The 20,644-nt window shown below is 60.7% G+C and carries 20 protein-coding genes; 8 read left to right on the top strand and 12 right to left on the bottom strand.

The annotated features are described in order from the left end of the window. The first annotated feature begins 14 nt into the window (after nucleotides 1–14). From M0D66_RS07235 to M0D66_RS07210, 6 genes are all read left to right on the top strand, one after another. On the top strand, nucleotides 15–1,004 hold the full coding sequence (locus M0D66_RS07235; protein ID WP_266210435.1) for a LysR family transcriptional regulator: 990 nt from the start codon (nucleotides 15–17) through the stop codon (nucleotides 1,002–1,004). A 224-nt stretch (nucleotides 1,005–1,228) separates the two neighbouring features. Further along, entirely contained in the window at nucleotides 1,229–2,557 is a 1,329-nt protein-coding gene (locus tag M0D66_RS07230) for an MFS transporter (protein ID WP_256457554.1), read from the top strand. 123 nt (nucleotides 2,558–2,680) lie between these two features. Next, nucleotides 2,681–4,165 carry an amidohydrolase gene (locus M0D66_RS07225; protein WP_266210434.1) on the top strand — a complete coding sequence of 495 codons (1,485 nt, stop codon included), beginning with the start codon at nucleotides 2,681–2,683 and terminating at the stop codon, nucleotides 4,163–4,165. Further along, complete coding sequence (locus M0D66_RS07220) at nucleotides 4,165–5,631, top strand: amidohydrolase (protein WP_266210433.1); 1,467 nt, start codon at nucleotides 4,165–4,167, stop codon at nucleotides 5,629–5,631. The genes M0D66_RS07225 and M0D66_RS07220 overlap by 1 nt, the downstream gene beginning before the upstream one ends. A 43-nt stretch (nucleotides 5,632–5,674) precedes the next feature. Continuing rightward, nucleotides 5,675–6,382 carry an ethyl tert-butyl ether degradation protein EthD gene (locus M0D66_RS07215; protein WP_211702481.1) on the top strand — a complete coding sequence of 236 codons (708 nt, stop codon included), beginning with the start codon at nucleotides 5,675–5,677 and terminating at the stop codon, nucleotides 6,380–6,382. Between the two features lie 198 nt (nucleotides 6,383–6,580). Next, the gene (locus M0D66_RS07210; RefSeq protein WP_093641512.1) at nucleotides 6,581–7,702 is read left to right on the top strand and encodes a porin; all 1,122 of its coding nucleotides are present in this window, start codon (nucleotides 6,581–6,583) and stop codon (nucleotides 7,700–7,702) included. Between the two features lie 137 nt (nucleotides 7,703–7,839). On the opposite strand, the gene M0D66_RS07205 is transcribed toward M0D66_RS07210, so the two are convergent. The 11 genes from M0D66_RS07205 to M0D66_RS07155 form a co-directional block, all read right to left on the bottom strand. Beyond that, a complete protein-coding gene (locus tag M0D66_RS07205) occupies nucleotides 7,840–8,442 on the bottom strand; it encodes a hypothetical protein (RefSeq protein ID WP_266210432.1) in 603 nt (200 codons plus the stop codon). Between the two features lie 150 nt (nucleotides 8,443–8,592). Further along, nucleotides 8,593–9,690 carry an asparaginase gene (locus M0D66_RS07200; RefSeq protein WP_266210431.1) on the bottom strand — a complete coding sequence of 366 codons (1,098 nt, stop codon included), beginning with the start codon at nucleotides 9,688–9,690 and terminating at the stop codon, nucleotides 8,593–8,595. Next, entirely contained in the window at nucleotides 9,687–10,058 is a 372-nt protein-coding gene (locus M0D66_RS07195) for a non-heme iron oxygenase ferredoxin subunit (protein ID WP_093641521.1), read from the bottom strand. The genes M0D66_RS07200 and M0D66_RS07195 overlap by 4 nt, the downstream gene beginning before the upstream one ends. After that, complete coding sequence (locus M0D66_RS07190) at nucleotides 10,055–10,993, bottom strand: dihydroorotate dehydrogenase (RefSeq protein WP_093641524.1); 939 nt, start codon at nucleotides 10,991–10,993, stop codon at nucleotides 10,055–10,057. Before M0D66_RS07190 ends, M0D66_RS07195 begins: the two co-directional genes overlap by 4 nt. Then, nucleotides 10,987–11,973: a dihydroorotate dehydrogenase electron transfer subunit gene (locus tag M0D66_RS07185; RefSeq protein WP_256457550.1), complete on the bottom strand. Its 987-nt coding sequence runs from the start codon at nucleotides 11,971–11,973 to the stop codon at nucleotides 10,987–10,989. Before M0D66_RS07185 ends, M0D66_RS07190 begins: the two co-directional genes overlap by 7 nt. Continuing rightward, nucleotides 11,970–12,584 (bottom strand): nuclear transport factor 2 family protein, encoded by a 615-nt coding sequence (locus M0D66_RS07180; protein WP_200618524.1) that lies wholly within the window; start codon nucleotides 12,582–12,584, stop codon nucleotides 11,970–11,972. Before M0D66_RS07180 ends, M0D66_RS07185 begins: the two co-directional genes overlap by 4 nt. Nucleotides 12,585–12,586: 2 nt before the next feature. Then, complete coding sequence (locus tag M0D66_RS07175; RefSeq protein WP_200654693.1) at nucleotides 12,587–13,846, bottom strand: NAD(P)/FAD-dependent oxidoreductase; 1,260 nt, start codon at nucleotides 13,844–13,846, stop codon at nucleotides 12,587–12,589. Beyond that, complete coding sequence (locus tag M0D66_RS07170) at nucleotides 13,843–14,175, bottom strand: cupin domain-containing protein (protein ID WP_093641535.1); 333 nt, start codon at nucleotides 14,173–14,175, stop codon at nucleotides 13,843–13,845. Before M0D66_RS07170 ends, M0D66_RS07175 begins: the two co-directional genes overlap by 4 nt. Further along, nucleotides 14,172–14,588, bottom strand: a complete 417-nt coding sequence (locus M0D66_RS07165) for a cupin domain-containing protein (RefSeq protein WP_200618525.1) — start codon at nucleotides 14,586–14,588, stop codon at nucleotides 14,172–14,174. The genes M0D66_RS07170 and M0D66_RS07165 overlap by 4 nt, the downstream gene beginning before the upstream one ends. A gap of 38 nt (nucleotides 14,589–14,626) precedes the next feature. Continuing rightward, complete coding sequence (locus M0D66_RS07160; RefSeq protein WP_093641540.1) at nucleotides 14,627–15,019, bottom strand: hypothetical protein; 393 nt, start codon at nucleotides 15,017–15,019, stop codon at nucleotides 14,627–14,629. 5 nt (nucleotides 15,020–15,024) lie between these two features. Further along, nucleotides 15,025–16,353, bottom strand: coding sequence for an SRPBCC family protein (locus M0D66_RS07155; RefSeq protein WP_093641543.1), 1,329 nt, complete (start codon nucleotides 16,351–16,353; stop codon nucleotides 15,025–15,027). Nucleotides 16,354–16,579: 226 nt separating this feature from the next. On the opposite strand from M0D66_RS07155, the gene M0D66_RS07150 reads away from it, so the two are divergent. Beyond that, complete coding sequence (locus M0D66_RS07150; protein WP_175050674.1) at nucleotides 16,580–17,170, top strand: TetR/AcrR family transcriptional regulator; 591 nt, start codon at nucleotides 16,580–16,582, stop codon at nucleotides 17,168–17,170. A gap of 307 nt (nucleotides 17,171–17,477) precedes the next feature. After that, the gene (locus M0D66_RS07145) at nucleotides 17,478–18,827 is read left to right on the top strand and encodes an aromatic acid/H+ symport family MFS transporter (RefSeq protein WP_093641549.1); all 1,350 of its coding nucleotides are present in this window, start codon (nucleotides 17,478–17,480) and stop codon (nucleotides 18,825–18,827) included. A gap of 84 nt (nucleotides 18,828–18,911) precedes the next feature. Here M0D66_RS07145 and M0D66_RS07140 read toward each other — a convergent pair whose 3' ends face one another. Beyond that, a complete protein-coding gene (locus M0D66_RS07140) occupies nucleotides 18,912–20,453 on the bottom strand; it encodes a methyl-accepting chemotaxis protein (protein WP_200618527.1) in 1,542 nt (513 codons plus the stop codon). Between the last annotated feature and the right edge of the window lie 191 nt (nucleotides 20,454–20,644).

The following is a 20,644-nucleotide window of genomic DNA, read 5'->3' as shown; positions in this document are numbered from 1 at the left end:
CCGTTGACTCCCGGTTGTCTCCTCCTGAAAAAATTTGGTGTCATACATTGACCATGAAGCTACATCAACTCCGCGCACTTGTTGCGATCGCCGACACCGGCAGCATCCGGAACGCAGCCCGCGCCACGGACCTCTCGCCGGCCGCCATTACCAAGGCGATACGTGAGCTTGAGGAAGACCTGAATGTCACGCTGATCGTCCGCGAGGCTACGGGTGTGACGCTGACTGAAGCAGGTCAGACGCTGCTCGGGCATGCAAGGCTGACAGTCGGACAGTTGGCGCGAGCGCGGCAGGAAATGGAGCGGCTATCCGGTAAGAGGGACGGCACCCTGTCGATTGCAGCAGTGTCGTGGGTCGGTCTAACGTTGCTTGGAGAGGTTGTCGGCCTGTTCCAGACGCGTATGCCCGAGGTAAAGATCGAATTCTTCGAAGGATTGGCAACCGTGTCGATACCAAGATTGCGTGACGGAACGCTCGATATCTCGATTGGAAGGGCTAGCTCTGTTACGCAAACGGAGGAGTTCACCCATGTCCCGTTGTTTCGCACCGGTTACGCGGTAGTCGGCCGGACGGAACATCGTCTGGCAGGGTGTCGATCGCTGCATGAATTGAAGGACGCCGAGTGGATTCTGAACCGCGACTCCTCCGTCGACGAACTCGCCGCGACCAATGCGTTCACCGAATATTGCCGCGTCTACGAACCACGCATTCATATATCGCATTCCAGCGCGATCGCGCTTGGGCTGGTAGCAAGCACCGACATGTTGACGCTGATGCCATGGCCGCTCGCTGAACTGCTCGTGAGCAAGGAACGATTGACGGTCCTTCCGCTGGTCGACTCCATTGCCGAAGCCGAGATCAGTCTTATATACCGGCGCGCCGCACCACTCAGCAATGCCGCCAAATACTTTGTGGAGTGTCTGACCAGCGTGATCCGCACCTCCATGGCATCCGAAGATCCTTTCAAGCGCCGGCTCTTTCACTCTGTCGAGTGCCTGCTGTAGGCAGCAATCACTCGCTGCGCAGCGAGTGGTTTCTCCTTGACGCAATCCATTCTCGCCATGCCGGACAGCATGACGCCAGATTGCTTCGTGTGTGCTTTCCGAATCATCAATCGTTCAGGAAAGCAAAGCAAATTTTTGACACGTTGACGATGCCAAAAAAGAACGTCATTATTTTTTCAATCGCACGGCAAGCGTGCCGGCGCTAACCCAATTCGGAGACGGGTGTGTCAAATCAAGCAAACGGGTGTGAGCACCCGACAGTCCGCACAGCATCGACCCTCGACTTCATTGCGGTGGTCGTGGGCAACGCCCTGGAATTCTTCGACTTCACGGTCTACGCCTTTTTTGCGGTATTCATCGGCAAGGCTTTTTTCCCCGCGTTTTCTCCGGCGAGCCAGGTGATCGCATCGGTCGCGGTGTTCGGCGTCGGCTTCGTCGCGCGCCCGATCGGCGGCCTGGTGATCGGCGCCTATGCGGACCGTTCGGGACGCAAGGCGGCGCTGTCTTTAACGATCGGTTTGATGGCACTCGGCACCGCGATCCTCGCGTTCACACCCTCGTATGCGACGATCGGCGTGGTGGCGCCCATACTCGTCGTCATCGGCCGTCTGCTGCAAGGGTTTTCGGCCGGCGGCGAAATGGGACCCGCGACAACGTACATGCTCGAAATGGCTTCGTCGAACCGGCGCGGCTTCTATACGAGCTGGCAGCTTGCGACCCAAGGTGTGGCTTCGCTGCTGGGTGGGCTGGTCGGCTACGTCGTGTCATCGATGCTGCCGCCGGCGGCGCTCGAGGAGTGGGGGTGGCGCGTACCGTTTGTCATCGGTCTGTTGATCGCGCCGATCGGACTGTATATCCGGAAGCAGTTGAGCGAAACCCTCAATACCGAGTCTGCGGTCAAAGGTACGGGTGAGCTCGTATCCACCATTGTCAGCAAGCACCTTTCCGATTTGCTGCTTTCGTGTGCCGTAATAATCGGACCGACGATCACGGTATATGTCGTCGGGTACTACATGACGACCTACGGCCTGCGCGTGCTGCACCTGCCCACGTCGACCTCGATGCTGGTCGGGCTCATCACTGGCGGCGTGGGAATTTTCGCATCCCTGGCCGCCGGCCTGATCTACGACCGGTTTCCCAATACGAAGTGGATGGTACTGCCGCAGGTTTTGACGGTACTGGCGATCGTGCCGGCATTCGTGTGGGTCACCCAGAACGGCACGGCCGTCACCTTTCTTTCGATGGTTGCGCTGCTGACGTTGTTGCGCGTGCTGATGGCGCCGTTTCAACTGTGCTTCATTCCAGAGATATTTCCTAACGCGATTCGCAGCACGTGCGTGTCCGTCTGCTTCAGCGTGCCGACCACGATTTTCGGCGGCAGCGCGCAGGTGGTAGTGGCATGGCTCGCCGCGAGGACGGCCGACCCGATGTCGCCGGCCTGGTATCTGCTCGCCGCAAACTCTATTTCGCTGCTCGCCGTGCTGACGCTTTACATGCGACATCGCGCAACGATGGGACGCAACAGCGTATTCCGCGCCAAAGCGGGAATCTAGCAGTCCGTCGATCCAGCCGAATTATTTATTCATGTTCGTCATTCGACTGCGAGGCCTGGCATGTCATTTCGATTACGGGTCGAACGGCAACGGGTTTCGTGCGTCAATCGAACCGGAGAGCACGTGAATTTCGATCAACTCGATCAAGAGATTGCCGCGCGGATCGAATCGTACCGTGATGTGTGCGTGCACCTGAGCGACCGGCTGTGGGATCTCGCTGAAACGGCCTATGCGGAGTACGAGTCGGCGGAATTGCAAATTCGCGAGCTCGAGCGGCATGGCTTCCGGATCACGCGAGACGTTGCGGGTATCCCTACTGCGTTTGTCGCCGAAGCCGGCGACGGCGGCCCGGTCATCGGCTTTCTCGGCGAGTACGACGCGTTGCCTCACCTCAGCCAGGTCGCCAACTCCGCCACCCGGCAACCGGCACCAGATGCCGGCGGCGGACACGGTTGCGGTCACAACCTGCTTGGCGGCGCGGCGCTGATGTCCGCTTTCGCCATCAAGGATTGGCTTCACGCGTCCGGGCGCGCGGGCCGGGTTCGCTATTACGGCTGCCCCGCTGAGGAAGGCGGAGCCGGCAAGACGTTCATGACGCGAGCCGGCGCATTTGCCGATCTCGACACCGCGCTCACCTGGCATCCTGCCAGCATCCTCGCAATCGATGCGATGACAACCCTTGCGACGCTTCACGCGCGCTTCACGTTCAGCGGCGTCGCCGCACACGCGGCGGCCGCGCCTCACCTGGGGCGCAGCGCACTCGACGCGGTCACGCTGATGAATGTCGCCGCCAACTATCTGCGCGAGCACATTCCGAGCGATGCCCGCCTTCACTACGCGCTGCACGATACGGGTGGGGCGGCGCCCAACGTCGTTCAAGCTCGTGCCGAGGTCGTCTATCAATTGCGCGCACCTGAACTCTCCACGATCCATTCGCTACTCGACCGGCTGCGCAAGATCGCGGACGGCGCCGCGATGATGACCGACACCACCGTCGTATGCCGGGTGGAAAAGGCCATGTCGAATATGAGGCCCAACAAGGTCCTGTCCGATCTGATGTACGAGCGCATGCTCGCAATCGGTCCGACGCCGTTCGACACCGTCGATCACGATTTTGCCGCGCGCATGCACGCCGCCATTTCACCCGCCGAAGCACTGGGCAGCTTGTCGATTTTCGGCGCCCATCGGCTCACGGGAGTTCTGCATGACGGGGTCCTACCCGCTGCATCGATGCCATCGTTGTTGCCCGCGTCGACCGACGTAGGCGATGTCAGTTGGGTCGTGCCGACAGCCCGCTGTCTCGGCGCCTGCTTCGCGCTGGGCACGCCGTTCCATTCGTGGCAGTTGGTCGCCCAAGGCAAATCGTCGATCGCGCACAAAGGCATGCTGCAGATCGCGAAGGTGATGGCTGCCACCGCCGCAGCGCTCTACACGAGTCCTTCATTGCTTGAACAGGCCAAGGCGGAATTGCGTGAGCAATCGGCCGGTGAAACCTACATCTGCCCCATTCCGGACGACGTGCTTCCTCCCGTCGCTAAAGACGGCCGAACGCAAAGAGGCTCGGTTCGGGGGGCGTTTCCGCACCAATACGCCGGGGGTAACGCGTGATGAAGCGCGAAGATAACCAACGGATCGGACTCGTCGAGCAGTTCGTCGAAGCAAAGCGTGACGACTTCATTGATCTTGCGGATCGGATCTGGGATCTTGCCGAGACCCGTTGGGAAGAATTTCGATCAGTCGAAGCGCAGATCGAGTTACTTGAGCGCGAAGGATTTCGAATCACGAGAAACCTGGGTGGTCTGCCCACGGCATTCGTTGCGGAAGCCGGAAATGAAGGACCCGTCGCCGGGTTTCTGGGCGAATACGACGCGTTGTCGAACATGAGCCAGCAAGCCGCGGCCGTAGAAGCGTGCCCGGTATGTGCCGGAGGTAGCGGACACGGATGCGGTCATCATCTGCTTGGTGTCGGTGCGATGCTGGCCGCAGTTGCCACGCGCGACTACCTCGTTTCCCAGGATTTGCCTGGGATCGTCCGTTACTTCGGATGCCCCGCCGAGGAAGGTGGCGCCGGCAAGACCTACATGGCTCGCGAAGGTGTATTCGATGATATCGACTTCGCATTGACCTGGCACCCTGGCCCGTTCTCGGGGATTTTCAAGTACAAATCGCTGGCGGTGATGCAGGCATTTTTCCGCTTCTCCGGCGTGGCCTCGCACGCGGCGGCTTCACCCCATCTCGGACGCAGCGCGCTCGATGCGGTTGAACTGATGAACGTCGGGGTGAATTTCCTGCGCGAGCATATGCCCGCCGAGGCTCGCGTCCATTACGCGATCATCGATGCCGGCGGCCTCGCTGCAAACGTTGTTCAGGCCCGTGCCGAAGTGCTGTACGTGGTCCGCGCGCCGAACATCGAGCAGGCGTGGGCGCTATTCGAGCGCGTTCGACGAATCGGCGCGGGCGCTGCGCTGATGACCGAAACAACCGTTGAGGTCGAAGTCGATCGCGCATGCTCGGACGTGCTGCGCAACGAAACGATTGAAGCCTTGATCATGGATAACCTCGAGCGTTTCGGCCCTCCTCCCTTCGACCAGTCCGATCGCGATTTCGTCACGCGGCTCGCCGGAAACATCAGCGCGGGTGATTTGCAGGAATGTCTCGACGCCTATCGCGGGCCCGCTGGTGCCCATGGACTCGCCGACACGCCGCTTCCATTGAACGAGGAACCGGGCTCGTTGACTGGATCGAGCGATGTGGGAGACGTGAGCTGGGTCGTGCCGACAACCCAGTACCTCGGCGCTTGCTACGCGGTGGGGACCAACATGCACACGTGGCAACTGGTGTCGCAGGGAAAACTGCCCGCTGCACATAAAGGAATGCTGCACGCGGCAAAGGTACTCGCGGCGACCGCGCTGGATCTGCTGACGGAGCCGTCACATATCGACGCAGCTCAGGCAGAACATGCGTGCCTCACTGGCGGACGTCCCTATGTCTGTCCAATTCCCGAATCGGTACTCGCGCCACCGCTGCGTAAAAGGACGGAAAAGAAAAGGACGGAAAAGGGACACCTAACCTAGCGCCCAACCGCACTCCTTTTACGCACTTGACCTGACCTGATCCATGACATTTTCCTACTTCATCACGGCGACTAACGAGCACGATCCGCATGCGCGGGTAAGCGCGGCACATTGTCAGTTCATTCAGGAAGCCATCCGCGCGACGCCTGACTTGATGAAGGCCGAGCTTTATACGCCCGCCCAGATCACGACTTATCACGACGACGGCCCTTCGCCCCTGCTCGCGCTGCGGCTCGAGTTCACCAGCCTCGAGGCACTCGAGTCACAAGTCACCGAGGGCGGACATCTCTGGCGGCTTGCGCAGTCGGATGACTGGCTCGCGCCGTGCGCAAGCCTGGTCACGCATCAAGCCATGCTCACCCGTACGTTTATGCCTCTCACGACGACGCCCGCGGAACCGGCGTTGTGCAGCTATCTCGTGCATTACCCGGGCGCTGCGGAAAATTTCAACGACTGGCTTTCCTACTACGTCGCCCATCACCCTCAGATCATGCTCGACTACCCGCATGTACGGCAGGTCAACGTATTCACCCGGGTCGACTGGTGTGAGTCGATGCCATGGACGCGCGTGAACTACATGCAGCGAAACATGCTGACCTTCCCTTCGTCGCAACTGCTCGCCGAGGCGCTGACGTCGCCCGTTCGTGCGCGAATGCGGGAAGACAATGGACGGTTTCCGGCGTTCTCGGGACGAGCTTGCCACTACCCGATGCTCACCAACGTAATCGCTCCGGACAACAAGAAGTCTTAGCCGAAACCAAAGGAGAAAGACAAACCAGATAAGTTTTCATTCGCTGTCTCGTATCACACGCTTCAATATTAGTAATACTTATTAAAAAATAACCAATTGCGTTTGGAAATCAACTTCGTCAACGAATCGCCTCGAAAAATCGAATACCACTAACAACATTTCGAGCGATCTACGCAGCACTTTAAGAGGATGTTTAAAATGTGTAGGAAAGTTCTAGTCACCGCTACCCTGCTCGGCTCCATCGCAGGCACCGCACACGCGCAAAGCAGTGTGACCCTGTACGGGCTCGTCGATTCGGCAATTGGCTACACGAGCAACCAGGGTTCGACCAACGGCCACATCAATCACGGCATTCAGGCGTTGCCCGGCGCCATGTCGGCGAACCGGTGGGGCCTGCTCGGCTTCGAAGACCTCGGCGGCGGTACGCAAGCCACCTTCAGGCTCGAAAACGGCTTCAACATTCAGAACGGTGCGCTCGGACAAGGCGGCCGGATGTTCGGCCGCAGCGCGTACGTGGGCCTCGTCAACAACAGTTGGGGAGCCGTGACAGCCGGCCGCCAATACATGCCGTTCCAGGAAGACGTGGGCAACGAAATGGCCGCCCTCTACATGTCGGGTTATACGTTCCATCCGTATGACAACGACGACATGAACTGCACGTTCAGGCCCAACAATGCGGTCAAGTACACGACACCTACCATCGCCGGTTTCACCGCGAAGGTCCTGTATGCGTTTTCGAACCTCGCCGGCCAGATCAATACCAACCGCCTATGGAGCGGCAGCGCCGACTATGTGAACGGTCCGGTCCACCTCGATGCGGGCTTCTTTACGGTCAATCAACCAGGCTACGGCACAGCCGGTGCGGAAGCGTCGGACAACACGTATGGCGCGCTTCCGACGATTGCTGCCGGCGGCATTGCGAAGCACACGGTATGGGGCGCCGGCGGCACGTATACGTTCGGCGCGCTGCTCGCGAGCATCATCTATACGCATGCGGACTTCGACGCGACCGTCGGCGGCACACTGAAGTTCAGCAACTACGAAACGAGCCTACGCTATCAGCTCACGCCCGCTACGGTGTTAACTGCAGCCTATCTCTACACCACACAGAGAAGTACCGTTGCCGCAGGTGGGAATACGCACTACAACCAGGGCGCATTGGGGGTCAACTACTTCCTGTCGAAGACAGTTGACCTGTACAGCAACCTTGTCTACCAGCGGGCCGCAGGTACGGCTCATGCGTGGATTCTCAATGGAACGGCAATGTCCAGCAACGACAGCCAGTTCATGGCCCTGGTCGGGATCCGGAAGAAGTTCTAGGAACCCTGGTTTCGAAACAACGGCAATGTGTGCTGGAGGATGCGCGAACTGATCGAAGCGCATTCCGGCGGCACACCTCGCGGTACGACCTGAAATAATGCATCGCACGCGTTTTCAACGGCGCTCACGGTGTCGCCTTAGCGGGTCTCACCAAAGAAGGTTCTCGCCGACATGGGATGATGGATATTGCTCCCTTCGAACGGCGGGAATTTCTCGAAATCCGCACGCATCTGATGTCTTACCGGCGAATTCATAGCACGGGTAATCGCCTCGGCGCTATCGAACATCAGCTTGTTGCGTTGCATGTAGTGAACCTTGCGCCACGGCATAGCATCGACCCAATCGACCCGCGTGAAAATCTCGATCTCACGCACACCGTCGAAGAACTTCATGATTTGCGGGTGGTGCGCCAGATAGTAAGTAAGCCACTCGTCGAAGTTTTCAGCGTGCCCCGGATAGTGAACCAGGAACTGGCAGGGAAGCGCCCCATCCGGCACCTTGGCCTCAGGGTCAAGCACCGGATAGGGCCGGCGCGCCATGACCTGTTGTTCGACTGCAGACGGCTTCAGACTTTCGAATTCCGTGCGAGCGATCTGCTGGAGGTGCCCGTCGGCGGATATTGCGGCTTCGAGCGCCGCGAGCTTTTCGAAGTCGAGCTGGAACGCGAAAATCGGCGACGGGCCGTCGTTCGTGTAGAAGTCTTTCGCGCTCTGCGGCGTATATAAGCGCGCGCGGCTCATGGCAGGCGTGGTCCGAATGCAATCGGTGATGGCTTGTAAATCCGCGTCACTAATGCGCGCGTTCGCATCTGGATGTGTAAACGTTACGAGGTAGGAGAATTGCATGATTGCCTGAACGTAGGTGTTGTACGTAGGAAAGAGAACGCGTCATCATAGGTCGAGCAGACATGCCTGCAAGCGCTCGACATCGACGCTCGCAACCCGGTCAGGCACAGCCCCGCCCGAATGATCCGCGGCCAGCGCAAGCATCAGCGCAATGCGCAGCTTCGCGGGCGCCAGATCGCCGCCGACCAGTATTCCGTCAACCGTGAGAAAACGCTGCACCGGTACCACGCCGCGCGGCGCGCGCGTCGCCTGAACGACCACCACGCCCGCCTGCACAGCGTCCCGGAGCGCGCGCATTTCGCCGGCGGCCGGCCGCCCAGGCGCAAGCCCCGCGCAGACGATGCCACGGGCGCCCGCCGAAACGAAAGCGTCGATCGCCGTGCCGTCGGCACCTGCGTAGGATGTCACGATATCGACCCTCGGCAGCGTGAACGCACGCATGGAGGCGTGATCGAGCACCGCAGAAAATGCCGAACCCCGTTGCCCATCACGAAACGCGCGACGACGCCACACCACGCTGGCGTCGGCGTCGATCCGGCCAAGCGGTCCGTATGGGGGCGCTTCGAATGCAGCGAGCTCGAAACTGGCCGCCTTCGTCACGTCTCGTGCCGCGAAAAACAATCCGCCCATTGTCACCAGCACGCCGGCGCCGCGCGAGGCCGAGGCCGCCGCGAGCGCGACCGCGCCGCGCAAATTCGCCGCGGCGTCGCTGCCGTCTGTGTTCGCGGGGCGCTGCGCGCCGGTCAGCACAACGGGTTGCTCCACGGCCAGCACGAGGTCGAGAAACCAGGCCGTCTCCTCAAGCGTCGCCGTGCCATGCGTGACGACAAAGCCTGTCAGCAACGGATCGGCCGCGGCTGTATCGCGAATCAGCGCGGCGAGCTCCAGCCAGTCCTTCGGCGTAATCGCTACACTGCCCAGACTGCGGAACGGAATCGGCACGACGTCGACGTCCGGCGCGAGTTCACCGAGCCGCGCCAACAGATCGTCGATCGGATGAATCACGCCGCTGTCGGCATATTCAATCCAGTCGAAGCGGTGGCGGCCATGCATGGCAAAGGTGCCGCCCGTGCCTATCACCGCGATTCGCGGACGCACAAGATCGCGCGACGCAATCCGCGTTTCCATGTCATCGTGCTTCATGCTTGCAGACGAACGAACAGTTCGTCTCCGACGATTTTTGCCTCGTGGCGGCGCGTATCCCGCGTGATCGGCGCCGACAACGCCTTGCCCGTGCGCACGTCGACAAGACCTGCATGCAGCGGACATTCAATTTCATGCCCGTCGAATTCGCCGTCGCTCAGCAGCGCCGCGCCATGCGTACAGATATCGTCGAGCGCGTGCACATCGCCATCGATCAGAAACAGCCCGACCTTGACACCCTCCAGTTCGATCCCGCGACACGCGCGCGAGCCGAACACCTGCTCCATCGCCCCCAACCGATACCAGCCGTCGTCCTCACGGACGTAGTCGCCTGCGGACGCCGCCTTGATTTCGTGAATCGCGTTCATAGGGCCGCCTTCTGTTGAAGTTTGACAGGTTCGTGCATCCGTACAGCGCCGATCAGGTCGGACAGTTTCGATACGCCGTGCCGCTCGCAATAAGCAGTGAGATCGTGGATCAGGCGCGGCATCGCGGTGGGGGACACGAAGTTGGCCGTGCCGACCTGCACGGCGCGGCAACCGGCCAGCAGGAATTCCAGCGCATCGGCTGCCGTGCCGATGCCACCGCATCCGATCACCGGAATCTTGACGGCCTGCACGCACTGGTACGCGATGCGCAGCATGATCGGGCGGGTTGCCGCGCCGGTCAGTCCACCCATCACGTTCGCGACGCGCGGCCGGAACGTCTCGACGTCGATCGCCATCGCCAAAATCGCGTTGCTGACGACAAGCGCATCCGCGCCCGCCTCTTCCGCGGCCAGCGCGACTTCGACCACATTGCCCGCGTTCGGCGTCATCTTGGCCCAGACCGGCAGGCCGCACGCTTCCTTCATTGCCTTGACGACCTGATACGTCGCCTCCGGATCCATGCCGAACGCGCGGCCATCCTTTTTCAGATTCGGGCACGACACATTCGCCTCGATCGCGGCCACGCCCGGCACCGCGATTTTCGCGGCCAGCGTGCCGAACTCCTCGATCGTGTTCGCCGAGATGCTTGCGACCAGCGGTGGGGTGTAGCGGCGATAGAACGGCACAGTCTGCTCGATGTAGTAATCACTGCCCTTGCTCGGAATGCCGATCGAAAACAGCGTGGCGTCGCGAAACTCGGCGACGCGCGGCGGCGGCACGCCTTCGCGGATATCCTGCGTGATCGTCTTCGTGACGATCGCGCCGAGGCAGTCGAGGTCGAACACCCGAGACGTGCCTTCCGCGAAGGTGCCGGACGCGGGCATGACCGGATTGGCAAGCGTGAGCGAGCCGATCTTGACGCTGAGGTCTACCATGATGTCGTTTCCTGAAGATCGAAGACGGGACCGTCCCAGCACACGCGGCGATAGGTCAGTTCGTCGGAACCGGCGGACTTGCGGAACGGGCGCACGCACGCATAGCACGCGCCGATCGCGCAGCCCATGTGCTGCTCAAGTGCGATCTGGCCGGGAATCTGCAATTCCGCAGCAACGCGTTGAAGCATCGACAGCAACCGGTTCGACCCGCACGTCGTTGCAAAAGTGACAGGCCGGGACGCGTGGAGGCGACGGATCAGGTGCTCGACCTGAACCACGTCGCTGGTCTGGTCGTCGTCGGTGACGATGACGATGTCGGCCCCTGCGTCGCGCAAATAGTCCGCCGACATCACCAGCGAAGGACTGCGCGTACTCAGCACGGCTGTCACGCGGGCGCCTGCCGCAATCGCTTCTTGCGCAAGCGGCGCCATCGTCGCGAGGCCGACGCCGCGCGCCAGCAGCAGCACGTGAGCCGCGCCGGTCGTCGCAGGAAGATCGAAGCCTTTGCCTAGCGGTCCGAGCGCGTCGAGCGTGTCGCCCCTGTTCAGTTGCGCGAGGCCGCGCGTGCCGACGCCCTGCACCTTGTAAAGAAACTCGATGCGCTGATTCTCTGGTGCTACGCGGTAGATGCTCATCGGCCGGCGCAAATACGGCACTTCATCGTTCGAAGGCGGACACGCCAGATGGAAAAACTGTCCGGCGCGTACGGTCAACGCGAGGTCTGGTGCGCTCAACACGAGATGCTTGTATTCCGGATTCACCCATTCGTTCGAACGCACGACACACTGGTTCTCCGCGATCGACGGTATCCGGCTGTACGTTAGATCCGCAGCGGATGCTGCGTCGTCGCGATGTGCACACAGCGGAACCACCTTGCCTGTTGCTCGCGTTTCGCTGCTGCAACGGCCGCCCGTTGTTTGCGCGTCGTTGTCCGATGCGAGGCTCTCCGCCGCGCAGGCGTCTGTCTGTAAGCTTGTCATGTTTCTTCCGTCGTATCCTGTCGAATCAATGTCCTTTGCTCGCTCACACGCTTCGCATTCAGCGAGGCGAAATCGCTCGCGAGCGGGAACGGTTGGGCGCCGGGCTCTAGCATGTGAAGCTGCGTAAATCGCATTTCCCGCACCAGCCAGTCACCCGACGCTTCGCACACGTACTTCTCTTCGGTGACGGCGCCAAGCATCACGGCGCGTGCGTCATCGTCGCGCAGGGCCAGTTGCCACAAGCGCCATGTGCCGACTGCGTTGTGAGTGTCGATGAAGGTGAGCGTTTCGCTGACGTAGTAGTGCATCGCGAATAGCCACGGCGATCGTTGAAACCAGTCGGCCAATTTCTCGCGGCCCACCAGGTTGTCACCGAATCCGGAGCCACCGACCCACACCGCCGTTTCGGTGAAGCATTCCGCCTGTTGACGCGCGATCTCGCGCATCACGCCCTCGGGTTGGCGCTGATAGTCGGCGGTGTATTTGGCGTCGGCCAACGCCGCGTAACGCGCTTTCAGGGCGCGTATCGCATCGACCGCTTCGAGCCGCGCCACGCGCGCTTCGAGCGAAGCGGCATCTCCCGCCACGGTTTTCTCGATTGGGCTGTTCATCGTCAAACCAGCTCCTTCAGTGAAACCAGCGCGTTGCCAAGCTGTTGCGGATCGATCCGCTTGCGTGATTTGACAAGCGCTTCCAGATAGCGCCGGTCGCGGCTCTGGTTGATCGTGACGCCGGCGCTCACGCAGCCGTCACGCAGCGATATAACGGTCGCGTTCGCCGCATTCAGATCGCCGCGCACAACGGTTGCATCGGTAGCCTCAGGCAGACCGGTTACCTGAATCGCGTGGCCGAGCTGATCGGTCCACATCCACGGCGTTTCCCGATACGGTTGCGTGCACCCCATAATGATTTCCGCGACGGCGCGTGCCTGGTTCTCCGCGTTGCGCCAGGTTTCCTGGCGCAAATGAAAACCGGCGTCACTGTCGAGCGTGCAGGCGACGTCGCCAGCCGCGTAAAGCCATGGCAATTGCGGGCTTCGGCAGAACGCATCCACGGTGATACCGCGCGCATCAGACAGGCCCGTGTGCTTCAGAAAACGCGGATTGCAATCGACGCCGATCGCAACCAGCACGCAATCCGCGTCGACGCCAAACGGCACGCCATTGCGTGTGGCATCGACTCGCAGCCGGAGCACATTCGTCTGTTGCCTCTCCGCCGCCACGATCCGCTCGACACTGACGCCCGTATGCAACTCGACGCCTCGCGCGGTGTGCTGCTGCGCCAACCAACCGGCCACGAGAGGCGGCAGACAGCGATTCATGATGCCGTTGCCCGCTTCGAGTACGGTAACGGGCACGCCGAGCGCGATCGCAGTCGACGCGACTTCCATTCCGATCACGCCCGCCCCGATAATCGCAAGCCGTCTGCACCCCACGAGCGACTCTTTCAACGCAAGGCAGTCATCAAGTGTTCTGAGCACGTGTACGCCGGGCATTGCCGCGGTCATGAAAGCGGGACGTCGCGCCTCGCCGCCCGTGGCAACCACCATCAGGTCGAAATCGACGCTGCGTCCGTTGTCCAGTTGCACGCGCCGTGCGTCGATATCGAGCGAATCGGCGCACGCGTGAATCCGTTCGATACGCGCAGCCGTCAACGCGTCTACCGACCAGAATTCCGCAGGCGCCAGCGCGAGGCTTTCCTGGGCACTCGTGCCGAGTAGCAAATCCTTGGACAGCGCCGGGCGCTCATAAGGCGCATGCGCTTCCGCGCCAATCAGCGTGACTCGGCCGGCGTGCCCGAGCGCGCGCAGATGCTGCGCGACACGTCCGCCAGCGTGCCCAGCGCCGACAATCGCGATATGCGACGCAGTCATGGCTGACGCTCCTGATCCGCAGCGATACGCACCGTCACGCGGTACAGCACGCAGCGGTCCGACACGCACGTATAGCGGCGCGGTTCGTTGGGCGGAATAAGGATCGCCTCGCCTTCAGACAGGATGTAATGCTCGTGTGCCGCGACAATGTCGACGCGTCCTTCGAGCACCGCACCGACCTCTTCGCCCAGCACGTCTTCGCCGAACTCGACGGTTTCGTCGCGTGACAGCAATTGTGTTGTGGCGGCCAGCGCATCGCCGTCCGCGGTCTGCATGGCTGACGATGCAGCCGGCTCGGAAACCAGCAGGCACTGCTCGATGCGGGTCACGATGCGTTCTCCCGATCGGCGAGCGGGTAATACGGGGTTTCGTCACCGCTGCCGTATTCGGCGCGCGGCGGTGTCACCACGTTGAGCCTCATGCTGACGCCCGCGCCTTCGAAGCGATTCACACCGTAATGGCTCAACCCGGCGGGGATGATCATCGCCTCGCCGGCATTCATCGGTCGCTCGATCTCCGGGCCGCCGGCGTGCACCTCGAAGATCGAACACGCACCGCGCACCTGCAACGATGCTTCCTCGCCGTGATCGTGCGCCTTCGCGGGCAGCCCGCGCCCGGCGGCTTCCACAAACTTGATAACGGCAACGCTTATCGTTTGGCCGATCATCGTCTTCATATAGAGTCCGTCGGCGACGACCTGCTTGAGGCCATCGTCGATTCCAAATATCCGACACTTCGGCATAACGCTCTCCTGATCCGAATTAGCACGTCGCGGCAGTTTCAGATGGCCGGACGCATCGTGAACGTTTCATCGGCGACGAACCGGCGCGGATCGTATCCGTCGATCACCGCCGGCTGCTGGTAAAACTCGACGGCCGGCGCGATCTCCGCAAACGAAAGCAACAGGTACATCAGCGTTTTCGCTTCTTCCGGCAGGCTGGCGAGTTCGTACTGGTTCAGCCATACAACGATCTCGTCGACCTTCGGCAGCATCGCGTCCTTGAACTCGACGATCGCGTCCATGCCGACGGTATGGCGTTGCGTGTTGCGCTGGGTCTCGGTGGGCAGCGCCCAGATTCCGACAAAACAAGCCAGATCGCTGAACACTTCGGGCAGTGCAACCGGCACGGTTCGCGCCTCACGCTTTGGCATGACGATGATTTTCTGTTCCATGATCTTTACTCCGTAACCACTTCGGCTTTGCTGACGGCCGCTTTACCTTCCGCGTCCGCTTCCGCTTCGGCCAGCAGGCGTTCGATGACGTGATAGCTGTGACGAACCAGCAGTTCGTTGTCCTGCAGCACCATGAATTTCTTCACGCCCGTTTCCGCAGCACGCTGCGTACGTTCGAGCGTGCTCAGGTCTTCGAGGAGCACGTCGCGCAGCGCCACCTTCATGTACTCGAGGAAGAAGCGGCCACCCGGCGTCGTCATTTCCGGGTAGTACACGCGCGCTTCGAGCAGCGTCCTGTTGTGCGCGATCGGCCGGAAGTTGTATGCCTGGCAATAGTTGGGCCGCAGCGACAGATAGAAGTCCGGAAACACGACGTTGATATCGAACAGCCAGTTCGCGCTTTGGGTCCAGTTCACGCCTTTGGGCAGTGCGTCGAGCGGAAACGCGTGGCGCGCGCTGCCGATGCCCGCACGCAAGGCCGACGCGGCAATCGGCCGTTTGGAACCGGCATCGGACAGCGCCTCGCTGGCGGCCACGCCGCCTGACGTAACAGCTTTCGGATTACCGTAGACCGACTTCTGGTTGCCCGCGAGAGACAGCCGTCGATGCAAGTCGCCGCACAACGCGTCGAGCGGCGGCATGCTTCCACCCTCGCTCCTGTCGATTGCATCGGCGATCGAATTGCCGTGCACGTAGGCGACGTGATACGCCTCCTGGAATGCGTCGAGCGCCAGCTTCCAGTTGCAATCGACCACCGTCTCCCATGCAAAACCAACCGTCATCTTGTCGAACGGATAGCCTTCGATGTCGCCGTACATCGGCTTCATGAAGTCGTCCAGCGACATCTTCGGGTCCGGATCCATGTTGACGAAAATGAAGCCCTGCCACACGTCGCAAGCAACGCGGGTCAGCGCGTAATCCTTGAAATCGATTCCGAAGAAACACTTTTCATCTGGCACACCCGTCAGCTTGCCGTCGAGGTCGTATGCCCAGCCGTGAAACTTGCAGAAGAACTTGCGCGTGTGGCCGGTCTTGTCATACGCAATCTGGTTGAGCCGATGCGAACACACGTTGTGCATCGCGCGAATCTGGCCCTGCTTGTTGCGCACCACGATGACTTCCGTGTCGCAAGCGTCCAGTTTTTTAACGAAGTAGTCACCGGCAGCGGGAATCTCCTCCACCCGGCCGACCTGCAGCCAGGTCTTCTTGAAGATATGGGCCTTTTCCCGCTCGTAGTACTCGGCCGAGATGTAAGGTTCGACCGGGATCAAGCCCGAGCCGAGATGCGCATACCGCGCAGTGAGCGTGCCTTCCGGGGCGGGTATCTCGTTCATCAGCAAAAATCCTCAACAGGAACATGCAATTCGTCGAATAACGAATGTCATTCTGTTTTTGAAAAATTATGCTGTCAAGTCTTTCCGGCCAAAGGTGTTGAGCGCCGATGTGCGACTCGATCGCTCACGCCGCGAGGACGGTTGCTAGAATGACGGGCGTGCAGGCGGGGATATCGCTCCGGCCCTCTCCGCCAGAATGCGAAAACCAACCGATCCAGGGGATCCAGTGCCGCAGGTAAAAAAAGCAGAAGTACGGGAGGCGATTCTGGCCGCCGCATTTTCGGCGTTCAGCGAGAAGGGCTATTCCGCGACCACGATGACCGAAATCGCGCGCCAGGCCGGCACGACCGTGGCCAATCTCTACGTCTATTTCGATTCGAAGCTCATTATCCTGTACGAGCTCTACCAGCCATGGCTGATGAAGCAGCTCGACGCGCTTCGAGCGGAAGTGGTGCTGTTGTCCAATCCGAAGAAAAAGATCCGACGAATCCTGACGGGCCTATGGGCTGACATTCCAGCCTCCGACCAGGCATTCGCGAATGCACTGATCGACGCGTTGGCAAGCGCGCCGCCGAACATGGGAAAGCCCGTGAAACTGCTCGATTCGGTGGAGGGATTTCTGACCAGGCTGCTGCGCGAATCGTTGCCGCCCGAGCGCGCGGAAGTCGCACGCGACGATCTGATCTCGCATGTGATCTGGATGGCGTTCGACGGCTTCGTCATCAACCATCGCATCGGCGACGTGCGGGATATCGAACGAATCGCCGCATTGATGACTGATCTGTTGCTGGGCGACACGGGTCCGAAGGCCCGCTGAACACTGCCGCGCCGGTTCCCGCCGGTGCCGCTCGCCGGTTGTCAGAAGAAAAAATAAAAAGACAATTTTGAAATTCTTTGACACGCCACAATAAAGAATGTCATTCTGTATTTAGGCCGCAACGTCGGCTGCTTTCCGCGCGTATCCGGATTCGAAGCGACGCAACGGCCGCCGGGTGCATCGGTCCTGGCGTCGCGTCCGGCCGCCCTGTGTGGACGGATGGCTTTGCACACAAGCCTGGTCACGAGCGGGAAGCCATAACGCTCCTACCCATGATCTGTGTTGCTCACCACCTGAGGTGTCTTCAATGGCCGCACTATCCGATAGTTCAGCAAGCCACCCGTTCGATCCACCTGCGCGAACCACCTATCTGGTTCTGATCCTCTGTTTCCTGACGATTGTCGCGGAAGGCTACGACATCGGCGTGATGGGCACGATCGTGCCGTCTCTGCTCGCCGATCAGGCCTGGAAGCTGACGCCGATCGAAATTGGCGCAATGGGCAGCGCCGCGCTCTTCGGCACGCTGTTCGGGTCATATTTCATCAGCGTCGTCAGCGACCTGGTGGGTCGCAAGCGGCTGTTAGTTGGATGTGTCGCGTTGTTTTCGGTATCGATGCTCGGCGCAGCCTGGTCGCCAACGCCCTTTGCATTTTCAGTCGCGCGTTTTGCTGGTGGACTCGGTCTGGGTGGTGTCATTTCCGCCGCTGCCGCGCTAACAGTCGAGTATTCGCCATCCGGGAAACGCAATCTGAACTTTGCGCTGATGTACTCGGGCTATTCGATTGGTGCGCTGCTGTCGGCATTGATCGGGATCGCTTTTCTCAGTTCGCATGGATGGCGGTTCGTCGTCGCGCTCGGCGCAAGTCCGCTCATCGCGCTTCCGCTTCTGCTGTACCTGTTGCCAGAATCACTCGATTTTCTGATCGCTCGTGGAAAACAGGCACAGGCGCAAGTTCTCGCCGCCAAACTCGGCATCAGGATGTTCGGCCCGGAACACCTCCCGAAAGACGCACTGCCCAAACCTTCGATCGGCGCCGTGTTTGGCGAAGTGTTCTCAAAACAGAATCGATGGGCGACGATCAGTCTCTGGATCGCGCAGATCGCTGCCGTCCTCGTGATCTATGGATTGGGGACATGGCTGCCGCAGTTGATGCGCAAACTGGGCTACGACCTCGGCTCAAGCCTTTCGTTTCTCGCAGTCTTCATGCTGTCGTCCGCCATTGGCGGAATCCTGATCGGCCGAATCAGCGACCGCCTGGGCGTACGCAAAACCATCTGTGGCGGATACGTGATCGGCGCCCTGGCAATCTCGGGGCTCGCGATCAAGAGCAGTCTCGTCGTCAACTACATCCTGGTCGCGCTGGCTGGTTTCGGAAGCATCGGTGTCGCGATGGTTCAACTCGGCTTCATCGCCAACTACTACCGCGCCCATGCAAGGGCGAGCGCAACGGGTTGGGCCGTGGGCATCGGCCGCTTCGGCGCGATGAGCGGTCCGATGGTGGGCGCCTATCTGGTGGCACAAGGTGTCGACGTCAAGTGGAATTTCTTCGCCTTCGCGGGATCGGCGCTCGTCGCGGCCATGGCTATCGCACTGACACGCAATCCTGAGCGCAGCCTCTCGTTTCAGAACTCGATGGGGATCCCTGTCGAAAATTGATTTTCTAAAAAACAACAATATATTTAGACATACAGATCAACAATCTGGGCAACGGGGATTCACGATGCATCCGTTGACAACAACCTATTGCCCAGCCACCCGAAATACCGCCACCACAGAACGCAGGCGCGCCGCCTGTTCGTCGAGCGACGCCGCAGCCGCGGCCGCCTCTTCCACCAGCGCAGCATTCTGCTGCGTCACTTCATCCATCTGCGACACGGCCCGGCTGACCTGCTCAATGCCAGTGCTCTGCTCGTCCGACGCGGAGGAAATCTCGCCCATGATGTCGGTTACCCGGCGAATCGACTGCTCGATCTCGGCCATCCGGCCACCTGCTACCTCGACGAGCCGCGTGCCGCCGCTGACATTCGCCACCGACGCCTGGATCAGGCTCTTGATATCTTTCGCCGCTGCAGCGCTACGTTGAGCAAGGGCGCGGACCTCGCCGGCCACGACAGCAAAACCGCGCCCTTCCTCGCCTGCCCGCGCTGCCTCGACAGCGGCGTTGAGCGCGAGGATGTTGGTTTGAAAGGCAATGCCTTCGATGACCGCGGTGATCTCGGCGATCTTCTTCGACTCGCTCTCGATCTGCTTCATCGTGCCGACCACTTCCTGCACCGCGGAACCCCCACGCGCTGTGGCCTCGGTCGCGGCATTGGCGAGCCCGTTTGCCTGTCTTGCGTTGTCTGCGTTCTGCTTAACGGTCGCCGTAATCTGCTCCATGCTGGCAGCCGTTTCCTGCAATGACGCCGCCTGCTCTTCAGTGCGTTGCGACAGATCGAGGTTACCTTGTGCGATTTCGCCTGAACCGGTCGCGATCGAATGACTCGCCGACTGAATCTCCGACACGACGGCCGCGAGCTTTGACTTCATGTCGTTCAGCACGTACAGCAGGCTGCCCGGTAACGCCCGACCCACTTCAACCTCGATGCCCAAATTGCCGTCCGCGATTTGCGTGGCGATATGAGCCGCGTAAGCAGGCTCCCCGCCGAGCGCCCGCTTCACGCTGCGCGTCACGGTCCATGCGATCACACCAACCGCGGTGAAGATGACGGCTGCAATGGACCCCAGAACGATGACGAGCTTGATAAACGCGGCGTTGATGTCGTCATAGAAAAATCCGGTGCCGATCCACCAGTCCCAATCGGGTATCGCGACCACGCCTTGCAACTTTGGCTCCGGGTCCGCATCCGGCGTGCGCTTCACGAGTACGTCGACGAGCGCGATATGCGAAGCCGCCATGCCCTGACGGTAAGCCTCGCTGTCGGTCAATCCGGTCGTGGTTTTATTGCCCTTAGCCTTGGTCCCGATGAACTTGGCATTCGGGTGGACCAGGTTCACGCCATCGGCCGTGGTGACCCAGTAGTAGCTCTTCGTGTTCGCATTAAGCTGGGAGACGGCGTCTTTGGCGGCCTGTTGGGCCTGGTCGCGCGTCATCACGCCACGCGACTGCAGGTCGTGGTAGTGATTGACAAGATGCTCGGCTTTCGTGAGAAGAATAACGATCTGCTCCCGCCGACTGTCGACAAGCGAGCTGCGTACAGTCTGAACGGCAGTTGCCGCCACGAGTACGACGCCGAGCAAGGCCGCGACGACCAGAGCCAGCAACTTGGTGGACAACTTCATGTGACCGCCCCAATTTGTAACTATCTAGTACATTTAACGGCATTCACGACATACTTCTTCAAGCCTCTTGACCCAGGAAAAACCCTTAGCCACCTGCACTTCTGTGTTGCGGTGGCGGCGTCGACAGACGCCGCCACGCCACCCGGCAATTAGAACCGGTGGATGATGCCTACGCCTGCAGCAAACTGGCT

The sequence above is a fragment of the Paraburkholderia sp. SECH2 genome, from assembly GCF_030464795.1.
Taxonomy (GTDB): Bacteria; Pseudomonadota; Gammaproteobacteria; order Burkholderiales; family Burkholderiaceae; genus Paraburkholderia; species Paraburkholderia aspalathi.
This window is presented reverse-complemented; position numbering and strand designations above follow the sequence as displayed.